At 68.9% G+C, this 22,675-nt stretch carries 18 protein-coding genes and 1 tRNA gene; 8 read left to right on the top strand and 11 right to left on the bottom strand.

Translation table 11 applies throughout. The features are described from left to right. The first annotated feature begins 493 nt into the window (after positions 1-493). The gene (locus VFS34_08445) at positions 494-3,154 is read left to right on the top strand and encodes a protein kinase (GenBank protein ID HET9794476.1); all 2,661 of its coding nucleotides are present in this window, start codon (positions 494-496) and stop codon (positions 3,152-3,154) included. Positions 3,155-3,535: 381 nt separating this feature from the next. Here VFS34_08445 and VFS34_08450 read toward each other — a convergent pair. The 4 genes from VFS34_08450 to VFS34_08465 all read right to left on the bottom strand — a co-directional run bounded on the left by VFS34_08450 (position 3,536) and on the right by VFS34_08465 (position 6,847). Next, positions 3,536-3,612 (bottom strand) — tRNA-Met (locus VFS34_08450). 151 nt (positions 3,613-3,763) lie between these two features. Further along, positions 3,764-5,377, bottom strand: a complete 1,614-nt coding sequence (locus VFS34_08455; protein ID HET9794477.1) for an MFS transporter — start codon at positions 5,375-5,377, stop codon at positions 3,764-3,766. A gap of 25 nt (positions 5,378-5,402) precedes the next feature. After that, positions 5,403-5,909, bottom strand: a complete 507-nt coding sequence (locus VFS34_08460) for a DinB family protein (GenBank protein ID HET9794478.1) — start codon at positions 5,907-5,909, stop codon at positions 5,403-5,405. Continuing rightward, positions 5,903-6,847: a fumarylacetoacetate hydrolase family protein gene (locus VFS34_08465; GenBank protein HET9794479.1), complete on the bottom strand. Its 945-nt coding sequence runs from the start codon at positions 6,845-6,847 to the stop codon at positions 5,903-5,905. The genes VFS34_08460 and VFS34_08465 overlap by 7 nt, the downstream gene beginning before the upstream one ends. Before the next feature lie 164 nt (positions 6,848-7,011). Here VFS34_08465 and VFS34_08470 point away from each other — a divergent pair, with 164 nt between their 5' ends. The 3 genes from VFS34_08470 to VFS34_08480 are packed head-to-tail and all read left to right on the top strand — an operon-like array spanning position 7,012 to position 10,188. Beyond that, positions 7,012-7,764 (top strand): class I SAM-dependent methyltransferase, encoded by a 753-nt coding sequence (locus tag VFS34_08470; GenBank protein HET9794480.1) that lies wholly within the window; start codon positions 7,012-7,014, stop codon positions 7,762-7,764. Then, positions 7,745-9,079 (top strand): fatty acid--CoA ligase family protein, encoded by a 1,335-nt coding sequence (locus VFS34_08475; protein ID HET9794481.1) that lies wholly within the window; start codon positions 7,745-7,747, stop codon positions 9,077-9,079. The genes VFS34_08470 and VFS34_08475 overlap by 20 nt, the downstream gene beginning before the upstream one ends. Beyond that, positions 9,076-10,188 carry an alanine racemase gene (locus VFS34_08480; protein ID HET9794482.1) on the top strand — a complete coding sequence of 371 codons (1,113 nt, stop codon included), beginning with the start codon at positions 9,076-9,078 and terminating at the stop codon, positions 10,186-10,188. The genes VFS34_08475 and VFS34_08480 overlap by 4 nt, the downstream gene beginning before the upstream one ends. A 308-nt stretch (positions 10,189-10,496) precedes the next feature. On the opposite strand, the gene VFS34_08485 is transcribed toward VFS34_08480, so the two are convergent. The 3 genes from VFS34_08485 to ruvX are packed head-to-tail and all read right to left on the bottom strand — an operon-like array spanning position 10,497 to position 13,784. Then, positions 10,497-12,302, bottom strand: coding sequence for a TonB family protein (locus VFS34_08485; GenBank protein HET9794483.1), 1,806 nt, complete (start codon positions 12,300-12,302; stop codon positions 10,497-10,499). A gap of 40 nt (positions 12,303-12,342) precedes the next feature. Beyond that, the gene (gene mltG, locus VFS34_08490; GenBank protein HET9794484.1) at positions 12,343-13,389 is read right to left on the bottom strand and encodes an endolytic transglycosylase MltG; all 1,047 of its coding nucleotides are present in this window, start codon (positions 13,387-13,389) and stop codon (positions 12,343-12,345) included. Then, a complete protein-coding gene (ruvX, locus tag VFS34_08495) occupies positions 13,386-13,784 on the bottom strand; it encodes a Holliday junction resolvase RuvX (protein HET9794485.1) in 399 nt (132 codons plus the stop codon). Before ruvX ends, mltG begins: the two co-directional genes overlap by 4 nt. Positions 13,785-14,026: 242 nt before the next feature. Between ruvX and VFS34_08500 the strand changes: the two genes are divergently transcribed. After that, on the top strand, positions 14,027-15,994 hold the full coding sequence (locus VFS34_08500; protein ID HET9794486.1) for a thiamine pyrophosphate-dependent enzyme: 1,968 nt from the start codon (positions 14,027-14,029) through the stop codon (positions 15,992-15,994). On the opposite strand, the gene VFS34_08505 is transcribed toward VFS34_08500, so the two are convergent. Continuing rightward, positions 15,991-16,749 (bottom strand): alpha/beta fold hydrolase, encoded by a 759-nt coding sequence (locus tag VFS34_08505; GenBank protein ID HET9794487.1) that lies wholly within the window; start codon positions 16,747-16,749, stop codon positions 15,991-15,993. The genes VFS34_08500 and VFS34_08505 overlap by 4 nt on opposite strands. Here VFS34_08505 and VFS34_08510 point away from each other — a divergent pair. The 3 genes from VFS34_08510 to VFS34_08520 are packed head-to-tail and all read left to right on the top strand — an operon-like array spanning position 16,726 to position 18,657. After that, entirely contained in the window at positions 16,726-17,097 is a 372-nt protein-coding gene (locus VFS34_08510; protein HET9794488.1) for a DUF2905 family protein, read from the top strand. The genes VFS34_08505 and VFS34_08510 overlap by 24 nt on opposite strands. 35 nt (positions 17,098-17,132) lie before the next feature. Then, positions 17,133-17,732 carry a DUF4337 family protein gene (locus VFS34_08515; GenBank protein HET9794489.1) on the top strand — a complete coding sequence of 200 codons (600 nt, stop codon included), beginning with the start codon at positions 17,133-17,135 and terminating at the stop codon, positions 17,730-17,732. Between the two features lie 46 nt (positions 17,733-17,778). After that, on the top strand, positions 17,779-18,657 hold the full coding sequence (locus tag VFS34_08520; protein HET9794490.1) for a YiiX/YebB-like N1pC/P60 family cysteine hydrolase: 879 nt from the start codon (positions 17,779-17,781) through the stop codon (positions 18,655-18,657). A gap of 224 nt (positions 18,658-18,881) precedes the next feature. Here VFS34_08520 and VFS34_08525 read toward each other — a convergent pair whose 3' ends face one another. The 3 genes from VFS34_08525 to VFS34_08535 are packed head-to-tail and all read right to left on the bottom strand — an operon-like array spanning position 18,882 to position 22,310. After that, positions 18,882-20,153, bottom strand: a complete 1,272-nt coding sequence (locus VFS34_08525; protein HET9794491.1) for a pitrilysin family protein — start codon at positions 20,151-20,153, stop codon at positions 18,882-18,884. Continuing rightward, entirely contained in the window at positions 20,150-21,463 is a 1,314-nt protein-coding gene (locus VFS34_08530; protein HET9794492.1) for a pitrilysin family protein, read from the bottom strand. The genes VFS34_08525 and VFS34_08530 overlap by 4 nt, the downstream gene beginning before the upstream one ends. Positions 21,464-21,497: 34 nt before the next feature. Then, on the bottom strand, positions 21,498-22,310 hold the full coding sequence (locus VFS34_08535; protein ID HET9794493.1) for an SDR family oxidoreductase: 813 nt from the start codon (positions 22,308-22,310) through the stop codon (positions 21,498-21,500). Positions 22,311-22,675: the final 365 nt, after the last annotated feature.

Here is a 22,675-nt window from a genome sequence, read left to right on the forward strand (position 1 = left end):
ACCGGATTCCCTACGCGGAGGCGAAACGGCTCGGCTCGATCCAGGAAGGGATTCTCGAGGAATTGACCCGAGGCGTGAGGACCGTCGACGAGGTGGATTTCGAGAAGGCCGATCGGCTGATCGAGGAGCGGTTGCCCGAGGACGTGCTCGCGTCGGAGAGCTGACGCGGGCGTTCGGCGGGTGAACAAGAAAGAAAAGGGCCGGGACATCCGTCCCGGCAGTATCGGGTTGGTTTCGAGGGCACGATGTAGCGCATCACCCGAAGGTCTCAGGTTCGGCGGCCGGAGGCCGCGTGCCAGCGTCGAGCTGAAACTCGTGGTTCGCGAAGCGAAGCGTGCCGCCCGAAAGGGCGAGACTCCTTCACCATGCTCCGTCACCTCCACGGAAAGAACATGGACGAAAAAACGAACGATGTCTCGTGAACCGAATGACACGAACTGCCGGCTGACTTTCTGATGGGAAAGATAGAATGCCGTCTTCAGGAGAGTCCCCCGTGAGCCTCCCTGCCGGCACGCGTCTCGGTCCCTACGAGATCCTCGCCCCGCTCGGCGCGGGCGGAATGGGAGAGGTCTACAAAGCTCGGGACACGCGGCTCGGCCGGGATGTCGCGGTCAAGGTGCTGCCTTCGCACCTGTCGGACGGTCCTGACTTGAAGGTCCGATTCGAACGTGAAGCGCGCGCGATCGCGGCGCTCTCTCACCCGCACATCTGCGCGCTCTACGATGTCGGCAGCCACGACGGAATGGAATACCTCGTCATGGAGCTGATCGAAGGGCAGGTCCTCTCCGGGCGACTCGAAAAGGGAGCGCTTCCGACGGAGCAGGTTCTGAGGTTCGGCGTGCAGATTGCCGACGCGCTCGACCGTGCGCACCGCGCCGAGATCATTCATCGGGATCTGAAGCCCGGGAACGTCATGCTGACGAAGTCAGGTGTGAAGCTCCTCGATTTTGGCCTCGCGAAGATGGCTGCCACCGAGAAGCCGTCTTCCGATCTGTCTTCCCTTCCCACGCAGGCGGAGGCGAGCCGGCCCTTGACCGAGAAGGGCACGATCATGGGTACGTTCCAGTACATGGCGCCCGAGCAGGTCGAAGGGAAGGACGCCGACGCTCGGACGGACATCTTCGCTCTCGGCTGTCTCCTCTACGAGATGACGACGGGGAGGAAGGCATTCTCGGGGACGAGCCGCGCGAGCCTGATCGGCGCGATCATGAATTCGGAACCGCCGTCGATCTCCTCGATCCAGCCGATGACGCCTCCCGCCCTCGACCACGTCGTCCGCCGCTGCCTGGCGAAGGAGCCAGACGACCGCTGGCAGAGCGCGGCGGACGTTGCGAGCGAGCTCCGCTGGGTGGCCGAGGCGGGCTCGCAGGCCGGCGCGCCGGCAACCGTCGTCTCGCGGCGAAAGACGCGCGAGAAACTCGCATGGACGGCAGTCGCGGTAGCGGCCGCTGCCCTGGCCATCGTCCTCGTTCGACGGCCGCCGAGCGAGACTTTCCGGACGCGCTCCTTTCTTCTGCCGCCGGAGAAGGTCGAGTTCGATACGAGTGGCAACAATTGTGCTTCCCTCACCATTTCTCCGGACGGTCGCAACGTCACTTTCGCCGCCAGAGGCGCCGACGGTAAAGTCATGCTCTGGCTCCGGTCGCTCGACGAGCTCACCGCCCGTCCGATCCCCGGAACGGAAGGCGCGAGCTTCCCCTTCTGGTCGCCCGACAGCCGGTCGCTGGCGTTTTTTGCAGACGGCAAGCTCCTGAGGGTAGACCTTGCGGGCTCTCCGCCGCTGGCGATCTGCGACGCCCCGAACGGCCGCAGCGGCTCGTGGAGCCGTGCCGGCATCATCCTGTTCTCGCCCGACACGAATACGGAGATCTTTCAGGTACCGGCCGCCGGCGGACCGGCCACACCCGTTACCAAGCTCGATATCACCGGGGGCGAGACGACTCATCGTTGGGCCGCGTTCCTGCCCGATGGGAAACGCTTCCTCTATACGGCCGGTTCCCACTCCGCCGGGGCGAGAAGCGAGAGCAACGCCATTTATCTCGCCGCTCTCGGCTCGCAGGGGCGCACGCGTCTCCTTCAGGCGCGGTCGAACGTCGCTTACGCCTCGGGTTTCCTTTTCTCCATGCGTGAACATGTCCTGCTGGCGCAGCGATTCGACGCCGACAGCGGGCGCTTGAAGGGCGACCCGGTTCCGCTGGCATATGGCGTCCAGTACGAGCCGAGTTTTTTCCGAGGAGACTTCTCGACCTCCGACAACGGCCTCCTCGTATATGCGACGGGCGCCGCAGATGCGGGAGCGCGCCTGCGCTGGTTCGACACCTCGGGCAAGCCGCTGGGTGAACCGTTCGGCGAAGCGGCGGAATACAGACAGATCGCGGTGTCGCCCGACGGCTCCCGCATCGCGGCGACGATCGCTGACCCGGTCAAGGGTCTGCCCGAAATCTGGCTCATCGATTCCCGCGGCGTGCGGACGCGCTTCACCTTCGGCGCTCCCGCGTTCTCGCCCGTCTACTCCTCCGATGGGACTCGCATCGCCTACGCGAAGGGTTCAGGAATCTATGTCCGGCCGGCAAACGGAGGAGGCCAGGAGGATTGGGTCTACCATTCCGACGCCCAGACGGGACCCAGCGACTGGTCTCGCGATGGACGGTTCATCGCATTCGACTACGTGAAGCCGGGCAGCAAGACCAAGCAGGACATCTGGATCCTTCCTCTTTTTGGAGATCGCAAGCCCTATCCTTTTCTCGCGACGGAATTCCTCGAGCAGGGCGCGTCCTTCTCGCCGAACGGAAGGTGGATCTCATACCTTTCGGATGAATCGGGGCGGCCGGAGCTTTACGTCGCGGCCTTTCCCGGCCCCGGCGGAAAGTGGCAAGTCTCCACCGAGGGGTCGGCGGGAGGGAGCTGGCTCTCGGCCGGCAAAATCGCCTTTGGATCCCTGGACGGGCGGGCCTTGGTGGTCGATGTCGAAGAGAGCGCCGGGGGACTGGAGGTCGGCGCTCCCAGGGTCGTTTTCAAAGTCCCGCCCACCGACAGCGCTCCGGCCGTGCCGCTGGACGGCCAGCGCCTTCTCCTGGCTGTCCATTCCGAGACAACGGAGACCCCGCGGGTCGTCCTCCTCACGAACTGGATGGCCGGGCTGAAGCAAAGATGAGTCTGGCGTCAGGAACGAGAGCAGACCGCCGTCAGATCTTCTCAGGCAACACAAAGCCCTGACCGTCGGAAGTTCCCCGGCCGCCGAACTTGCTGTCTCACGACGGCGCAAGTTCAAACAAAAGCTTCAAAATAGGAAAAAGGCCGAGTCACCGACTCGGCCGTATCGCGATTGGTTGCGGGGGCAAGATTGAGTTTCGCCCTTCGGGCGGCACGCTTCGCTTCGCGAACCACGAACTTGCCGTCTCACGACGGCGCAAGTTCGTATTTCGGAAGACTTCGAAGCACCGCTGACCCGAAATCCGAGCACCGAAGGTGCGAGTCAATAAAGGCTTCGAAACATGAAAAAAGGCCGGGACATCCATCCCGGCCATTTCGAATTTGGTTGCGGGGGCAAGATTTGAACTTGCGACCTTTGGGTTATGAGCCCAACGAGCTACCAGACTGCTCCACCCCGCGTCAGGGAGAGGCAATCTATCGGAGCGGCCGAAGCGTGTCAAGAATGGGCCGAAAAAGCCGCGCGGGCCGGCCTGGGCCGGGTATCGAACGGGGGAATCCGCGGGATCGATGCGCCTCGGATGATCGAATCGCGCTCTTCGCCCAGACCGGTTCATCCCCTGCGAATCCCTCTCCGAGCCGCCAGGAGGCCCGCCGCACCGAGCCCGCAGAAGATCCCCAGGATCACGGGCTCCGCCACGGCGAGCCAGCCGGCGGGAGTCGCCGGGGAAAGCAGGCGAGCGAGACTTCCGGGGAGGTCGAACGGCCGGGGATGCGCGCCGCGCATCGCCTTGAGCGCGTCGAGCAGCGCGGCGGCGACGACTGCCGTGCCGACCCCGACGATCGCGATCCCGCCGGCGACGGCGGCCAGCGCACCGGCGGATATGGGGCCTCTCGGATGGACCTCCTCGATCTCGAAATCGGGCTCGCGCACGCTCGGGGGAACGAATCGGGCGAGCATGACGAGCCCGGGAACGGATGCGGCGATCGTGGCGACGAAGAAGGGCGTCCAACCGATCGCGTCGACGAGGATCCCGGCGGGCGCGCCCGCGAGCGTTCGGCCGAGGGCGAAGATGCTCGCGAAGAGCGCATATTGCGTCGCCGAGAACCGCTTCTGGGTGAGGCGGATCAGGAAGACGTCGAGGGCGCCGGTCGCCATCCCCTGGCATCCCGTCTCGAGCGCCGTCGCCGCGTACATGAGGATTCGATGGGAGAAAGGCTGGGCTCCCCCGCTCGCCGGCCCGGCACAGGCGCCGAGGCCCGCCGCGCCGATCCGGTCGACGGCGATGTATCCGACGCACGCGACCGCCTGCAGCATTCCGAAGATCCAGAGGGCGCGCCCGATTCCGATCCGCCGCGTGAGGGCCGCCCCGAAGATCGTTCCGGCGATGATGCAGATCAGGCCGATCGTGGCGGTCGCCAGACCCACGTCGGCGGGGGAAAAGCACTTCTCGATCAGGAAGGGGCGGATCAGCGCCGTCGCCATGTTGTCGCCGAGCTTGTACAGGAGGATGAACGCGATGATCTCCGGCGCGCGGGGTTTCCGGAACAGGGACACGAACGGATCGAAAACCGCCGCGCGGAGAGTCGGAGGAGGCTGGATGCGCGCGGGAGGCTCGGGCGACGCGACGACGACGCCCGCCAGGGGCACGTACAGGAGGGCGAGTCCGATGAAGACGGCCGGCCATCCGAACTTCTGGCCGATCGTGATCGCGACGGCGCCCGCCGTGAGCATCGCGACCCGGTAGAGGGCGACGCGGCCTCCGACCGCGACGCCCAGCTCGTTCTTTTCGAGGACCTCGACGGCGTAGCCGTCGATCGCGATGTCCTGGCTCGCCGAGGAGAACGCGATGAAGATCGCGAGAGCGGCGACGACCGGGACGGTCGGGCTCTCCGCCTCGCGCGCGAGTCCGAGGAGCCCCGCGATGAGCAGGATCTGGAAGAGCAGCATCCAGGACCGTTTTCGGCCGAGGAACGGCAGCCGGTAGCGGTCCATCAGCGGCGCCCAGAGGAATTTCAGGGTCCACGGCGCCTGGGCCAGCGTGAAGAGCCCGATCGTCTTGATGTCCACGCCCCGGTACTTGAGCCACGCGGGAAGAGCGATCCAGACGAGCCCGAGCGGCAGCCCGGAGGAGAACGACTGGAGAACCACGGCGCCGATCCGCCAGGAGCCGGCCGCCGCGCGCAGGCTCGCGGCCGCGCCGACGCGCTTCCGGGAGTCCGTCATCGATCCGGTCGTCGCCCGATCGCGCTCACTCTGGAGAGGTGTTGACGATCGCCCAGAAGACCAGATCCGTCGCCTTCGGCTCCTTGCCGAGCATCCGGACCATCGAGGCGATCTGCCCGCGGTGATACGAGGCGTGGTTGACCGCGTGCCGGAAGACCGCCCAGACCGGCACCCTCTTCGTCTTCCCCTGGAGGTTCGTGTAGGCCAGGATCTTCTCGCGGTCCGCCGCGGAGGACTCCCGGACGCGCTCCGCGAGCGTCGTGTCGGCCGCGCGGAGCATCGCGACCGCCTCCTCGCGCCGCGGAAGATCGGCCGCCGTCAGGAGCCGCTCCGGCGACCGGCCGGCGAACCGTTCGTCCCAGGCGCGGGTCGCGGAGGCGAGGTGGGCGAGCGTGTCGGCCACCGAAGGCCACCCGCCGCCGAGAACGCGGGCGTACTCCTCCTCGGAGAGCGTTTCGACGGACGCGATCATCCGGTCGTTCGCCCAGGCGTTGTAGGCGTAGAGATCGGCGAGGTCGTCGCGGATCAGCATCGGGGATCTTCGACGATCCGGTGAGAGAGCGTTCCGAGCCCCTCCACCGCGAGCGAGATCGAGTCGCCGGGCCGGAGCCACTGGTCGTGCGTGATCTTCGAGCCGTTCAGCTCGAGGAAGCAGCCCGTCCCGACCGTCCCCGAGCCGATCACGTCGCCCGGGTAGAGCGTCACGCCGTCGCCCGCGCGCTCGAGGATCTGCGCGAACGTCCAGTTCATCTGATCCGCGTTCCCCGACGAGACGCGGACGCCGTTGACCTCGGCGGTCATCCCGGCGTGGAAGACGTTTCCCGACGGAGAGGCCGTCAGCCGCGGCGCCAGCTCGTCGATCGTGACGAGCCATGGCCCGATCGCGGTCGCGAAGTCCTTCCCCTTGGCGGGCCCGAGATTGAGCTTCATCTCCTCCATCTGGAGGGCCCGCGCCGAGAAGTCGTTCATGATCGTATAGCCGAAGATCGCCGTGTCGGCTTCGGTGACCGAAGGATTCCGGACCTCGCGGCCGACCACGACGGCGATCTCGAGCTCGAAATCGAGAAGCTCGAGCCGGCGGCGTCCGACGCGCAGCTCCCCCGGGCCGATGACCGCCTGGTGGTTCGTGAAATAGAAGACCGGAAAGGCGTCGAACTCCTCGATCATCGGAAGGCCGCGGTTGCGCCGCGCGGTTTCGACGTGCTGCCGAAAGGCGTATCCGTCGCGCATCGACGGAGGTCGTGGGATCGGAGCGAGGAGCCTCGCTTCTTCCGGCGGAACGATCGCGCGCCCGGGAACCGGGCCGGCGACGACGCTCCGGGCGAGTGGCAGGAGCGCCGCTGAGCGCCGGACGAGCTCGAGCATCGGCACGTTCAGCTCCGGGACGAGCAACCCGAAGGCGACGATTCCGCGTTCCGTGACGGCGCCGATCGCCTCGGTGCCGCCGCGCTCGAAGGTGACGAGCTTCATCGCGGGCATTCTACAATCCGCGCATGCCCGCAGCCGACGGACTCCCGCGTTCGTGTTCGCGCCCGGCGCCGCCCTCGTCGTCGTCCGCTTCCGGCGTTCCGCGTCTCCGATGATCTTGCGGAAGGTTCGGCGCGGCTGATACATTCGCCGCCCGGATCGATCACATGTCCGAATACACGGCGATCTTCGACGCGCGGGGCGGCCACTACAACCTCGCCAACCAGCGATATCCGCTCGCCCGCGCCGAGGAAGCGCGGGCGGTCCTCGAACATCTGGAGCTTCCGCCGGCGGGAAGGGCGCCGTGGCTCGATCTCGCGGCCGGCGGCGGGTACCTCGCCGAGCGTGCCCGCGCGGAAGGATTCGGCTCCCCCGCGTTCGCGTGCGACGCGTCCCTCCCCTTTCTCCGGGAATCGACCGGGTACCGCGGCCGCGCGATCTCGCAGTACGAGCGGCTGCCGTTCGGCGAACGGACGTTCTCGGCGGCCGGGTGCCTCGCCGCGCTCCATCACGCCGAGGATCCCGCCGCCGTCGCCGCCGAGATGCTCCGCGTGATCACGCCGGGAGGTCGCGCGGCGATCGGCGACGTCGCGCCGGGCTCCGCTCCCGCCGCCTTCCTGAACGGCTTCGTCGACCGGCACACGGACACCGGACATCACGGACGATTCGTCCCGGCGGAGCACCTGGGCGCCGCGTTCGCTTCCGCCGGGGGACGGCGAGTTCGCATCGAAGATCGGGAGGTCGCCTGGCATTTCCCTTCGCGGGAGGCGGCCGTCGACTTCTCCCGGGAACTCTTCGGCGTTCGGCCCGGGACGACCGACGAACAGATCGCCGAGGGGCTCGCCCTTGTCGGGCTCGCGGGAGACGCGCCGGACGTGCGCCTCCCCTGGAGGATGGTCTTTGTCTCCGCCGAGCGCTGAAGGAACCGCGGCGACGCTGCTCGAGGCCCTCGCCTCGGCCGCTCGCCGGGCTCCGTCGAAAACCGCCCTTCGACGCGGCGCCGACGCGCTCACGTACGACGGGCTCCTCCGCGAGATCGACGAGCGGGCGGCGAGGATCTCGGCGCGCAAGGGGTGGATCGCGCTCGACGCGTCGGATCCGGTCGCCTTCGTCGCGGGCCTCTTCGCGGCGCGCGCCGCGGGACGAGGAGCGATCGCCCACGGCGCCCAGGTTCCCGCGCTCCTTCGGGAGCGCCGCGAAGCGCTCCTCGCGGGCTGGAGGGCGGCCGAAGGGGTCGAGGCGACCGTCTTCTTCTCTTCGGGGAGCGTCGGCGACGGGAGGGCGATCCCGCTGGGCGACCGTCCGCTGCTCGCCGCCGCCACGGGTTATCCCCGCCCCCCCGAGATCGTGGAGACGGACCGGGTCGCCGTCGGGGTGTCGACGGCGCACGTCTTCGGGCTCGTGCGCGGCACGCTCCACCCGCTCATCCTCGGCGCGGAAGTCGTCTTCTTCTCGCCCCGACGCGATCCGCTCGCCGAGGCGGAGGCGCTGGGCGCGACGGTGGCCCTGCTCGCCGGCCCGCACGTGAAGCTCGCGGCGCGCTCCTCGCGGCGGACCCGGCTTCGCGCGGTCTTCTCCGGGGGCGGGTCGATCCCGGAAGAGGCGGTCGCCGCCGTCGAGCAGCGCCGCGGGGTGCCCGTTCGGCTCGGGTACGGGCTGACGGAATCGGCGGGGCTCGGATCACGCCAGAGGCTCTCCGAACGCCGCCGTCCGGGAACGAGCGGCCGACCCGCGGCCGGTCTGGCGGTCTCGATCGTCGATCCGGAGACGGGCGCCGACCTGCCCCCCGGCGAGACGGGGGAAATCCGACTCGCCGGAGACAGCGTCTTTTCCGGTTACGCCGGTCCCTCGGCCGCGGACCCGTTCGACGGACGCGGACGGCTCGCCACGGGCGATCTCGGCTACTTCGACGACCAAGGAGAGCTGGTCGTGCGGGGACGACGCGAGTTTTCCCTCGTCATCCAGGGACGGACCGTGTGCGCCGAAGAGATCGAAATGGCGATCGCCGAGCATCCATCGGTCTCGGACGTGGCCGTTTCCCCCGATGACGACGGGTTCGCCGTGCTCTTCGTGCCGAACGAGAACGAACCGGGCGGCGTGGAGACCGTTCGCGAATTCGTGCAGCTCCGGCTGCCGGCCTTCGCCCGGCCCCGGAAGGTCGTTTCGGTCGAATCGCTTCCCCGAAACTCCTCGGGAAAGCTCGATCGGCGGATCGTTTCCTCGTGGCTGGCGTGAGAAGCGCCACGGGGATCCCCGCCGCTCCGACTCCCTTCTACCTGTATGAGCCGGAGCGGCTGGCGGCCGACGCCCGCCGGTGGAAGGATGCCGCGGCCGGGCGCGCCCGGCTGTTCTATCCCTACAAGACCAACCGCCATCCGCCCGTCCTCGACTTCCTCGCGCGCGAAGGATTCGGCGCCGAGATCAACATCGCCGCCGATCTGCCCGACGCCCTCGCCCGGGGCCTCTCGGGAGATCGGCTCCTCGTCCAGGGCCCGGCGAAGGGAGCGGAGCTCGTCGACCGCGTCATCGCCGCCGGGGGAACGCTCGTCGCCGACGGCCCCGAAGACCTCGCGTCGATCCTCGTGCGGGCGCGGGAAGCGGGCCGTCCGCCACGGTACCTGATCCGCCTTCGGACGCCGGAGGCGCGACTCGGGCAGCGCGCGTTCGGCTTCGATCCCGAGGACGTCGCGGAGCTCGCTCGAAGGGCTCTTCGCTCGGGCGGGCCTCCCCGGGGGATCGCGTTCCACCTCGGAACCGGAATTCCGAGCTCCGCGCCCTATCGCGCGTCGCTCCGCACCGCCTTGCGGACCGCGCGCGCTCTGCGGGAGATCGGGGCGCCTCCCGCAGTCGTCGACGTCGGCGGAGGCTTCAGCTCGCCGGCGGAAACGCGCTTCGACGACCGCGGCCGGACGCGGCGGGCGGCATGGACCGATCCGGAGAAGATCGTGCGCACCCTCCGCGCCGACGCGCGGCGATCGATCGGAGAGGTGGAGGTCTGGATGGAGCCGGGACGGGCGATCGTCGCCGGGGCGTTCCGGCTCGTCTGCACGGTGCTGCGCGTCCGCGGCGGCCGAGAGGTGTTCGTCGACGCGAGCCGGATGGCGCACGCCTTCTTCGTCGCGCGCGGCTCGCACCCGGTGACGTTCCTTCCGAAGCGTCGCGGCCGCCCGGTCGATCTCGTGATCTCGGGTCCGCTCGGGACGGACCTCGACGTCCTCGTCCGGCGGCTGCGCGGGGTGGCGCCGAAGGAGGGGGACACGGTCGTCTTCGGCGGCGTGGGCGCGTACAACCTGATCGCAGCGAATGAGTGGGCGGGGCCCATTCCTCCGGTGGTCACCGCCTGATCCGGCTTCCCCTCGGAAATCGCGTCGCGGCCACGGACGCGACTCAGTTCCCGTCAGCCTGGAGGCGCGTCGAGGCGAAGCCCGGCGGGAGGGGCGGCCTCCGAAAATGTGAGAAGTCGGTCGGGCCCTTCGCATCGCGGGGGACCCTGCGCGAAGTAACCGAGCGCAGGTCTCGCGATGCGGGAGCGGGAGCGTCGGCGAGGGAGTGGCGGGTTCGCGGTCGAGTCGCTCGTTCGACGAGCCGCGAACCCGTCACGCGCTCCCGTTCTCCGAGCCAGCTCCCGCGACGGATGTATCGCCGCGCCGGCCTACAGGACGAAGGGGATGGGAATCGTCATCCAGGTCTTGACGGGAACCCCGTCCTTCATCGCCGGCCGGAACGTCCACTGGCGGACCGCTTTCTGCGCCGCCTGCGTGAGTCCCATGTTCCCGCCGGCCTCGCGTACCGTGCGGATGTCGGCCACGCGTCCCGCCTCCGTGACGAGAACGGCGAGGACCACGGTGCCGCTGATGTTCATCCGCCGGGCGACGGGAGGGTACTCCGGCTTGACGACGCTCACGATCTGCGGGGGATTGTCGACTTCGGAAATCGACACGAGGTCTCCGCGGCTGACCGTCGGCGCCGCGGGCGGCGGGGCGGCTGCCGTCCCGATCGGAATCGGGGCCGGCCGGAGATTGGCGACCGGCGGAGCCCCCGCCGCCCGGGCGGGCGCCGCCGGGGGAAGGGCGATCGGCTTCGGCGCGGTGACCGATGGCTCGATCGAGGCAGGCACCGGCTTGAGCGAGGCGGCCCGGGCCTGCGCTTCGGCGCGCGCCTGCTTCGTCTTCTGCTGGGTCTCGTACTTCTTGACCTCTTCGTCGAGGCGCCGCGCGACTTCCGACTTGAACTGGTCGGGGGTCATTCCGGTGGTCGGCGGGGCGGGAGCGGGGGCCGGGGCCGCGACCGGAGCGGGGCGCGGCGGGGGCGGAGCCGGTTTCGGTGCCTTGAGACTCAGCAGATAGCCGGAGACGCCGAGGACGGCGATCGCGATCGCGGCGCCGACGACGATCTTGACGACGGGGGACCGCTTCGGCTCGGGCGTCTCGACGGCGGCGACGGGAACGCCGAACCGGGGCGTGACCACGAGGCGCGGCGGCCGCGCGGTCACCGCCGGGCGCGGGTACTTCAGCGCGTCGAACGCGGCTTCCTCGTTGCGCTTCTTCTGCTCTTCGGCGATGTCGCGCTTCAGGAGGTTCGTGAGGAAGAACGCGAAGTTGAACGTCGAGGGGGCGTAGCGGCCCGAGAAGAGGAGCTTGCCGAGCTCGCGGCGGAGCGCGCCCGCCGTCTCGTAGCGCGCGTCGGGAGCTTCCGACAGCGCGACCTTCAGCACGGCGGCGATGTCGGGAGGGATCGCCTCGCCCGACCCGAACATCCTCGCGGAGCCGACGGCATCGGCGGCCCGGGCTTCCGGGGGCGGGGCGCCGGCGAGCAGCGTGAAGAGGATCGCGGCGGTCGAGTAGACGTCGCCGGTCTTCGCCGCCTTTCCCGACGAGCGAACTTCCGGAGCGAGATACGGGTCGAGCAGCTTCTGGATGGCGGGAGTGCGCCGGGACGCGAGCACCCCTTCCGACAGGCCGAAGCCGACGAGTCGCGTCTCGCCTTCGTCGGAGATCTCGACGAATCCCGGCCACACGAGACCGTGCAGGGTGCGCTCGCCGTCGATCAGGCTGTTGTAGGCGTGATCCAGGCCCGTCGCGATCTTCTCGGCGATCAGGAGCGAGTGCTCGGGAGGGATGGGAAACGGCTTGGAGTGCGACGCTTCGAGGAGGGCGTCGAGCGTCCGGCCGCCCGGTTCGCGGTACGCGAGAAAGGCGTCTCCCTCCACCGAGTCGAGCTCGACGTCGCGGGCGATCGTGGGATTCTTCAGGAAATCGTGCACCGCGCCGTTCTGCTCGATCGCGATCAGGACCGGCTCGGAGTCGAGTCCCGCCGCGTCGAAGATCCGGAGACGGAAGAACGCTTGGGCGTCCTCGATCTTTCGCGCGCGATAGACCTTTCCGAGCGCGTCCGTGCCGAGCTTTTCGGTCAGCAGATACGCCCCGAACAACCTCGGGATCAGCTCGTTCTCGGCCATGGGGGGTGGCGCCGGAAGGTAGCACGCGCCCGCCCCCCGGTCAATTCGGCGGTTCCTCCGGCGGCGCGTCCGACGCCGCCGCGTTGGCGCGGCTCTTCTCGATCATCGCGAGATGGTCCGCGTAGGTTCGCGAGAAGTAGTGCCCCCCGTCGCCGCGCGCGACGAAATAGAGATCGCGGCTCGCGGAGGGAGCCACCGCCGCTTCGAGCGCGGCGGCCCCCGGGTTGCAGATCGGCCCGGGAGGGAGCCCTGCGTAGAGGTAGGTGTTGTAGGGCGAGTCGACGTCGAGGTCCGATCGCCGGAGCTTTCCCGTCCATTCGCGGCGCTCCTGCAGCGCGTAGATGACGGTGGGATCGCACTGGAGCCGCATGCCGATCTTCAGGCGGTTCAGGTACACGGCCGCGACGTGCGGCCGCTCCTCGGGAAGGGACGTCTCCTTCTCGACGAGCGACGCCACCGTCACCGCCTGGCGCACGGTCAGGCCGAGCCCTTCCGCGCGCCGGGTGAGCTCCGGCGTGAAATGCCGCCGGAAGTTCTCGACCATCGTGGAGACCACTTCGCGCGTCGGTGTCGATCGCGTGACCACGTAGGTGTCGGGGAAGAGGAACCCCTCGAGGTCGGGCGCGGCGAGCGGCGGCCCCGGAAGCAGGTTCGGCTCGCGCGACGCGCGGCGGAATCCCTGCTCGGTCCCGATCCCCTGCTGGACGAAGAGCGCGAAGCACTCGGCGTTCGTCAGCCCTTCCGGAACGACGACGACGTGCCGGACGACCTCTCCCCGTTCGAGGAGATCGATCGCGCGGTCCAGCGGCTCGCCCGCCGAGAACGAGTACTCCCCCGCGCGAAGAGGGACGCCGTGGCGGAACGTGCGATAGTAGATTTCGGCGAGCAGCGCGTCCCGCGCGATCCCCTTCGCCTGCAGCGTCCGGAAGATCTGGCGCGTCGGCGTTCCGATCGGAAACTCGACGACGACGCGCTCCGCCGAGCCGGGCCGCCGCGGCGAGCGGATCCAGAGATAGCCGATCGCGAGGACGACCGTCGCGAGAAGACCCAGGAGGAAGACGATGCGGCGCCCGCGGTGCCGGATCATCGCTCTCGATCGCCGGCCCGCGCCGAGAGGAAGTCGTCGAGGAGAACCGCCGCCGCGGCGGCATCGATCTCGGCGGACGGATAGCGGTCGGCCGCCGCGCGGGAGGTGAGGTGCTCGTCGACGAACTCGACGGGGAGCGCGAGGGCGTCGGAGAGCTTGCGGGCGAAGGAGCGCACGCGGGGGGCCAGCGCGTTCTCGCGGCCGTCGGCATGATGCGGAAGCCCCACGACGAGCCCCTCCACTTCCTCAGTCCGCGCGAAATCCCCGATTTCCCCGATCGCGGCCCGGTCGCTCGTCCGGAGCACGGTCTTCCGGGGGGTCGCGATCAGGCCGGTCGCGTCGGACGTGGCGAGCCCGATCCGCCGCTCGCCGAAGTCGACCGCGAGGTATCGCACCGAAAAAGAATAGCCGAGAAATCTGGTAAATTGCCCCGCGGAAGGCCCGGCCGCCGCGCGCGCCGGAGAGGGGAATGGCGATCGATCAGGAGACCCGCGAAGCGGGTGTCGCGAAACCGCCGCGAAAATCGCCGGCGGGAACGGAGGCGAAAGAGGCTGCCGGCCGGCGCCCGGCGGGCAAACCCGCGGCGGACGCGTCGGCCCTCCCGGATCCGGAAGTCGCGCGCGAATGGTACCGCGTGATGCAGCTCGGCCGCACGCTCGACGACAAGGCGCCGAACTATCTCAAGCAGGGGCTCGGCTGGAGCTATCACGCGCCGAACGCGGGACACGACGGGATCCAGCTGGCGCTCGGGCTGACGTTCCGACCCGGCCGCGACTACCTGTTCCCTTACTACCGCGATCTCACGACCTGCCTCGCCGCGGGGCTCACGGTCGAGGAAATCCTCTGGAACGGGATGTCGAAGGCGTCGGACGTCGCCTCCGGCGGCCGGCACATGTCGAACCATTTCGCGAAGCCGGAAATCGGAATCCAGAACACGTCGTCGGCGGTCTCGAACCACGCGCAGCACGCCACCGGGCTCGGCCGCGCGGTGAAGGTGTACGGGCGCGACGCGATCGTCTTCTGCTCGGTCGGCGAGTCGTCGACCTCGGAGGGGTACTACTACGAAGCCGTCAACGGCGCGAGCTGCGAACGGCTTCCAGTCGTCTTCGTCGTGCAGGACAACGGCTACGGGATCTCTGTTCCGAAGGCGGAGCAGACCGCCAACGAATATTCCTCCGACAACTTCCGTGGCTTCCGGAACGTCTCCGTGATTCATTGCGACGGGACCGACGCGTTCGACTCCTTCCGCGCGATGCGCGAGGCGGTCGCGTTCGCCGGCGCGGGGCGGGGATGCGCGATCGTGCACGCCGTCTGCGTGCGGATCGGCCCCCATTCGAACTCGGACCGGCAGGAGCTCTACCGCTCCGCCGAGGAGCTCGCGGCGGCCCGCGCGGCGGACCCGCTCCCGAAGCTCCGCCGCCGCCTCCTCGCCGAGGGGCTCGCGACCGAGGAAGAGCTCGCCGCGATCGACGCGGAGAACGCAAAGGCCTACGACGAGGCCGCCGACCGCGCGCGGCAGGCGCCCGATCCCGATCCGGCCTCGATCTTCGAGTTCGTCTCGCCCGATCCCTGGTCCCCGCCGGACGCGGCCGGAGTCCCCGACGGCAGCGGAGACGAGCTGTCCCTGCTCCAGGCGCTCAACACGACGCTGAAGGAAGAGTTCCGCGCCAACCCCGACACCTTCCTGTGGGGGCAGGACGTCGCCAACAAGGAGAAGGGCGGCGTGTTCAACGTCACGAAGGGGATGCAGCAGGAGTTCGGCGGGATCCGGGTCCACAACGCCCCGATCGCGGAGGACTACATCGTCGGGACGGCGAACGGCTTCTCCCGGTTCGACGACAAGATCCGCGTCGTGATCGAGGGGGCGGAATTCGCCGATTACTTCTGGCCCGCCGCCGAGCAGATGGTCGAGATGTCGCACGAATACTGGCGCACGCACGGGAAGTTCTCGCCCAACGTGACGATCCGGCTCGCCTCGGGGGGATACATCGGCGGCGGCCTGTACCACTCGCAGAACATCGAAGGATGGCTGACGACCCTTCCCGGCGTCCGGGTGGTCGTGCCGGCCTTCGCCGACGACGCGGCGGGGCTCCTGCGCACGGCGATCCGCTCGCGCGGCGTGACCGCGTACCTCGAGCCCAAGTTCCTCTACAACCTCCCGGCGGCGCGCGCGAAGGTGCCCTCCGGTTTCGCGGTCCCGTTCGGGAAGGCGCGGACGCGGCGGACCGGGACCGACCTGACGATCGTCGCCTACGGCACGCCGGTCCATTTCGCGCTCGAAGCCGCCGTCGCGCTCGAGAAGGAAGGCAAGAGCGTCGAAGTCCTCGACCTGCGCTCCCTGGTCCCGCTCGACATGGACGCGGTGCTCGCTTCCGTGCGGAAGACGAGCCGCGCGCTCGTCGCGCACGAGGACAAGGTCCACGGCGGATTCGGCGGCGAGATCGCCTCACAGATCCAGCAGCAGGCGTTCCCGTGGCTCGACGCACCCGTCGGCCGCGTCGGCTCGGCGTTCACTCCCGTCGGATTCAGCCGGATTCTCGAGCGCGCGATCCTGCCCAACACCGAAAAGGTCCTCGCGGCCGCCAGGGACGTTCTTTCCTACTAGCCGGCGACGGATTCGATCCAGTCGACGAGGGCCGGCCATACCTCGGTCCGCGACGCTCGCGAGACGACGAGGCCCGCGTGGCCGAAGTCTTCCGAGCAGCCGGTGATCCGTCCGAACTCGGCGAATCGCGCGTTCGGACCGAGCTGTCGCGCGAGCGCGCGGCAGGCCGAGGGCGGCGCGAAGAGACGGTCGCCCGATCCGGCGGCGACGAAGACGGGGAACGGAACCGGATGGAGCGCCGCGAGCAGGTCCGGTCCGCCTTTCCAGCGCCAGGACCCCCGGACGTTCCACCCCATCCACTCCGCCATCACCCCGCCCATCTCGTCCTCGCCTCCGAGCCGGAAGAGCCGTGCGGGAAACCGGCCGAGCCCGCGGGAGACGATCGCCGCGAACGCGGCGGCGCTCCGCCGGGCGGCGCCTCCCCGGGGCGAGGGCGTCGCCAGCACGGCGACACCCGCGACCTTCTCGCGCAGTCCGGGATCGGCTCCGATCGCGGCGAGGACGGCCGCGCCGCCCGCCGAATGCCCGACGAGCACCGCGCGGCGGCGCCCCGCGGCCATCCGCAGGGCGGCGGGAACGTCGTGCACGATCTCGTCCCGAAAGCTCCAGCGCGCGGCGAGGCCCGGGCGATCGCTCGCGCCGTGGCCGCGCGGATCGAGCACCCACACCGAGAAACCCCGGTCGGCCAGCGCGCGTCCGAACCCGGTTCCGCGGGTCCCCAGCCAGAAGCGATGATCGGAGAAGGCGCCCGGCACCAGGAGTACCGGGAACCCGTCGTCGGGACCGACCCGGTGGAGCGCCAGGCCGGTTCCGTCCGACGCTCGAACGGCGTGGCGGACGAGGTCTCCTTTCCGCGGCGCCGCCGAGGGCGCCGCTTCGGCTACGATGGCGGCGTGGCGGAGATCGGTCGATTCCTCCTGATCGCCGGTATCGCGATCGCCGCGATCGGCGGACTCGTGCTCGCCGCCGGCCGCCTCGGGGCTCGCCGCATTCCGGGAACGCTCGTCGTTTCCGGCCGTCACGGGACGTTCGTCTTTCCGATCCTGCTCTGCATCGTGCTCTCGCTCCTGCTGACGATTCTCCTCTCGATCTTCAGGCGCTGAGGCGTCTCCGCGCCGCACTGCTATGATCCTCTGGAATGCCCGAAGGCCCCGAGCTCGAATCGGAACTCGATCGCGTCCGCGATTCGATCGACGAAGCGCGCGAAGAGGAACGGGAAGACCGAGGCTTCCTCCGGCGGATCTCCCTCTCGACGGCGCTCGTCGCCGTGCTCGCCGCCGTTGCCGCGCTCCAGGCCGGGAGCACGATCAACGAGGCCCTGCTCGAGAAGAACGAGTCCATGGCCATCCGCAGCGAAGCGTTCGATCTCTGGGCGCAGTACCAGGCGAAGGGGATCAAATCGGCGATCCTCAAGGAGCAGAAACAGACGCTGATCTCTCTCGATCACGTCCCCCAGCCCGCCCTCGACCAGGACATCGCGCGATACCAGAAGGAACAGGACGAGATCGGCGCCGACGCGCGGCGCCGCGAGGATGCGTCCCGGCGGCGGTCCGAGGAAGCCGACCATTTCACGCACCGGCACCACCGCTACGCGTCGTCGGTCGCGTTGCTGCAGGTCGCGATCGCGCTCTCGGCGATCGCCGCCCTCTCGAAGAACCGCACGCTCTGGGCGCTGTCGATCCTGGTCGCGCTCTTCGGCGCGGCGGTCTTCGTGGACGGGTTCCTCCTCTTCTTCTGACCGGGATCGGCGCGCTTTCCATGCCCCCGAGCTCTTCCCGAACCTGATGCGAACCCCCCGGCAGGCGTTCAGGGACTGGATGGTCGGCATCCTGACGCGACCGCGGCGGATCTACCACCGCTACGGCGAAAACGACCTCGTCCGCCTGAGGAAGTACCTCCGGAAGGCGGACGTGATCCTGATCGACGGCGACCAGCGCGTGTCGCAGGCGATCAAGACCCTGACCACGTCCTCCTGGTCGCACAACTGCGTGTACATCGGCGACGAGATCGTCCGCCGCGATCATCCGATGCGCCGCGAGGTCGAGGAACGGTTCGGACGGGAGGCGCGGCATCTCGTCATCGAGGCGCTCGTCGACCAGGGCGTCATCGTCTCGCCCCTGTCGAAGTACGCCAACTTCAACATCCGGATCTGCCGGCCGCACCGGCTCCGCCCCGAGGACGCGCAGATCGTGGTCGACGACCTGATCGCGAAGATCGGCCTGAAATACGACATCAAGAATTTCACCGACCTCGCGCGGTACCTGCTCCCCTTTCACCTCATTCCGGCGCGGTTCCGCGAGGACGCCCTGCATCTCGGAAGCGGACTGGCGACGGAGACGATCTGTTCCTCGATGACCGCGGCGGCGTTCGGCAAGGTCGCCTTTCCGATCCTGCCGACGTACAGGCCGGATCGGCCGAAGACGACCAGCGAACGTTTCAAGGCGGCGCTCCTGGGCCGGCGAAGCCGGCGGGCGTACACCGGGATGTTCCACGCGCGCCATCCGACGCTCGTCGTCCCCCGCGACTTCGACCTCTCGCCCTACTTCGAGATCATCAAGTTCAACGTGATCGAGGACGGGAACTTCGACTATCGGCGAATGAAATGGGACGCCGACGATTCGACGATGAGCGCGACCCTGCCGGAACTCTCCTCGAAGACGTAGTCACGGGTCACGGGTCACGGGTCACGGGTCACGGGTCACGGGTCGATGAATACAACGCGAGATGGCCGGCGCGAGATCTCGTCAACGAGGAGGCGCGGCGAGGCGCGAGCCCGGCGGGATGCGGGTCGCCTGCCGGCGGCTAAGGCGTACTGAGAACGTACGTCGTGCCGGCGGCAGGCCGCACGCGCCCGCCCCGCTCGATGCATCGCCGCGCCAGCCTGCCCTCACAGGTCGCCCGCAGCGACCTGGACGAGGTCGGATGGCCGCACGTGCGCCCCGACCGCCGCGTCCACCTGCTCCCGCGTGACCGCCTCGATCTTCGACGGGAACGCGTCCAGGTACCCGACTCCGAAGCCGTAGGTCTCGGCCATGTCGAGAGCTCCGGCGATTCCCGAATTGGACGCGAGATCCACCTTGAACTTCCCGACGCGCGAGCGTTTCTCGTCGGCCATCTCCTTTTCGGTGACCCCGCCGGCCAGGAACTCGTCGACGACCGACCGCGCCGAAGCGACCGCCCGGGCGAGATTCGCCGGCGCGACCGTCAGGGAGATGGCGAAGGGACCGGAGAAACGCCCCGCCGAGACGCGGGCGTTGATCCCGTAGGTCAGCCCTTCGGTGTCCCGCACGCGTAGGCCGAGCCGCGAGGAGAGCGTCGACTGCCCGAGGGCCGCCACCCCGAGCGTCGTCGCGAAGAAGTCGGGGTCGTTCCGGCGGAGGCGCGAGTCGTGGGCGAGGAGGACGTCCGCATTCACCTTTTCCTTCATCGGCACGACCTCGGAACGCGCCGACGGCGCCGGCACGGCGGGAACCTCGAGCGCCGGCGCTCCGCGCCGCGGCAGCGACGAAACCCGGCCGGCGAGATCTTCCGCCGCCTCTTCGCCGCCCAGATCGCCGACGGCGGCGAGGACCAGGGTCGAAGCCCCGTAGAAGCGCTCGTGAAAGGCATGGAGATCCGCGTCCGTCGCGCGCTCGATCGCGGAGACGATTTCGTCCGCGGTTTCGGCGAAGTACGGGTGGCCGGCCGGATAGATGAGGCGGGAGGCCGCGGTCGAGGAGCGCCAGCCGGTCTGGTCGGAGAGCTGGCGCACGGAGCCGATCAACCTCTCCTTCTCCCGGGCGAGCTCGTCGGGCGGAAACGCCGGCTCGCCGAGCATCTCGACGAGCGCGCCGAACGCGATCGCGCGGTCGCGCGAGAGACACGCGAGCGAAATGTCCATCGTGTCGGGGTCTCCGCCGGAAGCGGAGAACGAGATCGAGACGCCGCGGCTTTCGAGCTCCTCGGCGAGCTCGAGCTTCGACCGGCGGCGCGTCCCCTTTTCCAGCATCTGCGCGGTCAACGCCGCGAGGACCGGGTTCTCCTTCGGCGAATGCGCCGATCCGGCCCGGAGGGTTCCGGAGAGCGCGAGCGTCGGATTGAAATGATTCTCGAGGGTGAGGATCGTCGCCCCGTTGTCGGCGATCCGGCGGGTCGTCCGCTCCGCGAAGCTCTTCTTCACGCCGCCTCCGCTTCGATCTTCGGGACGAACCAGCCCACCGTCGCGAAGTCCTCGTGGAAGTACGTCCGGGCGGCGCGCGCGACGTCCGCCGCGGTCACCTTCTGGACGTTCTCCAGATAGTCCACGTACCAGCGCCAGTCCGCGATCGCGATCGCCTCCGTCAGGCTGCCCGCCACCTGGTCGGTGGTGTCGCGCTCGAAGATCACGTCCGCCTCGATCTGGTTGACCGCCTTCCGGAGCTCCTCCTCCGTGACGCCCTGCTTGACGACGGCGGCGATCTGATCCCGCAGGATCTTCTCCACGCGGGCGTGGTCCGTCCCCGGCGCGAGCGCGGCGAACATCGAAAAGAGCGACGGATCGCGGAGCTGCCAGGAAATGGCGTTGACCGAGATCGCGAGCGACGGCTCGACGAGCGCCTGGTACAGCCGCGAGGTCATCCCGGCGCCGAGAACGTTCCCGAGCACCGCCAGCGGGTAGGCGTCGGGGTGCGCCGCCGCCACCGAGCGGAACGAGAGCGCGACCCAGCCGATCTGTCCCGCGCGGCGGACGATGAAGCGGCGCTCCCCCTGCTGGGGCGGCTCGTCCGTGTAGGTGCGCGGAATCGGCCGCTCCGAGCGGGGGATCGCGCCGAAATGCCGGTCGATCAGCGCGAGCGCCTCCGCCTCCTCGAAGTCGCCGATCAGGATCGCGGTCGCGTTGTCGGGATGGTAGAACGTGTCGTAGAACTCCTTCAGCCGGGCCGTCGACATCCCCTCGATGTCGCTCTTCCACCCGATCGTCGGATGGTGGTACGGATGCTCGCGGAACGCGACGGCGAACGACTCCTTGTACAGGACCTGAAACGGGCTGTTCTCGCCGCGTTCGAATTCGTTGCGCACGACCGTCATCTCGGGAACGCGGTCGCCGTCGCGGATGAATGAGCCGCGCATCCGCGACGCCTCGATCCGCATCGCGAGCGCGATCTGGTCGGAAGGGACCGTCTCGAAGTAGTTCGTCCGGTCGAACCAGGTCGTCGCATTGAAACGCGCGCCCACCGCCTCGAGCGTCGCGGCGATCTGGGTCCCCCGGTCGCGATTGAACTCCTCGGTTCCCTTGAACATCATGTGCTCCAGGAGGTGCGTCGCGCCCGTGTGGCCGACCGCCTCGTGCCGCGATCCGACGCGGTAGACGACGCAGAACGTCGCGACGGGCGCCACGCGGTTGGACAGGAGGAGCACCTGGAGGCCGTTGCTCCGCAGCCGGAGCTCGCGGATTCCTCCCTTTTCCTGGACGAAGTCGAATGCCGCATGCGGCGAAGCCGCTGAAACCATCGTTCCTCCGAATCCGTTGAGAAAAGAACGGAAATTAGGAACCGCCGGCGATGTCCTCGCCGCCGTCGACGCCGATCACGTTCCCGGAGATCCACCTCGTGTCTCCGGCACAGAGCGCGACGAGAGCGCCCGCCACGTCCTTCGGGGTCGTGAGCCGTTTCGCGGGGTGGATCCCGAGCACGCGGTCGATCATCGCCTGACTGCCGGGAATCTTCCGGAGCGCCGGCGTGTCGGTGACGCCCGCCCGGATCGCATTCGCGCTGATGTTCTTCGTCGCGAGCTCGACGGCGATCTGGCGGATGTGCGACTCGAGAGCGCACTTGGCCGCCGAAACCGCGCCGTAGGCGGGCCAGACGATGTGGTCGCCCGCCGACGTCATCGCGAAGATCTTCGCCGACTCGCCGAACAGATCCGCCTGATAGAGATCCTGGGTCCAGTAGACGAGCGAGTGCGCCATGACGTCGAGGGTCATCTCCATCTGCGGCTTCGCCATCGAGGCTTCCCGGCTCTCTCCGAAGAACGGCTTCAGGGTCCCGAACGCGAGCGAGTGGAGGAGCACCGTGACGCGCTGATCTTTCGGAACGTCGGCGAGCGCCTTCGCGATCTCCCCGACGACCTCGGCCCGCTTTCCCTCGTCGGCGGCGTTGACGTTGTAGAACTCGACGCGGGCGCCCTCCGCGCGGATCGCGGCGACGATCTCCTCGACGTGGGGAAGGGTCGCTTTCCGGTCGAGATGCACGCCGAAGATGTTCCAGCCCGCCGCAGCGAGAGCGCGCGCGCACGCCTCGCCGAATCCGGAAGAGGCGCCCAGAACGAGCGCCCAGCCCCTGTCTTTCGAATTGCTCATGACCGCCGCAGTCTATAGCACGTCCCCGATCGCGGACAGATGCAGCGACGCTCCTGCGCGTCCGGCTCGCGCGGCCCTAAAATACACGATTCACGCGGGATAGAGGCGGGTGATCCGCCGAAGTACGCACGGCAGTCGTGGTACCGGATCAAGCTGTCCGGCAGGCCTCGTTCGCCGGTGCCGATCGCGCTGCCCGATTGTTCGCCGAACCAATCGAGGCGAAGAATCTGCGATTCGGGAGCGTTGAGGCGCGGCGAGGCGCGAGCCCGGCGGGATGCGGGCCGGCCGCGGCGACCGGAGGCGTACTCGAGCAGTACGTCGCAGAGAGACGCCGACGGCACGCGCCCGCCCGGCTCGATGCATCG

This window comes from Thermoanaerobaculia bacterium, from assembly GCA_035717485.1.
Taxonomy (GTDB): Bacteria; Acidobacteriota; Thermoanaerobaculia; order UBA5066; family DATFVB01; genus DATFVB01.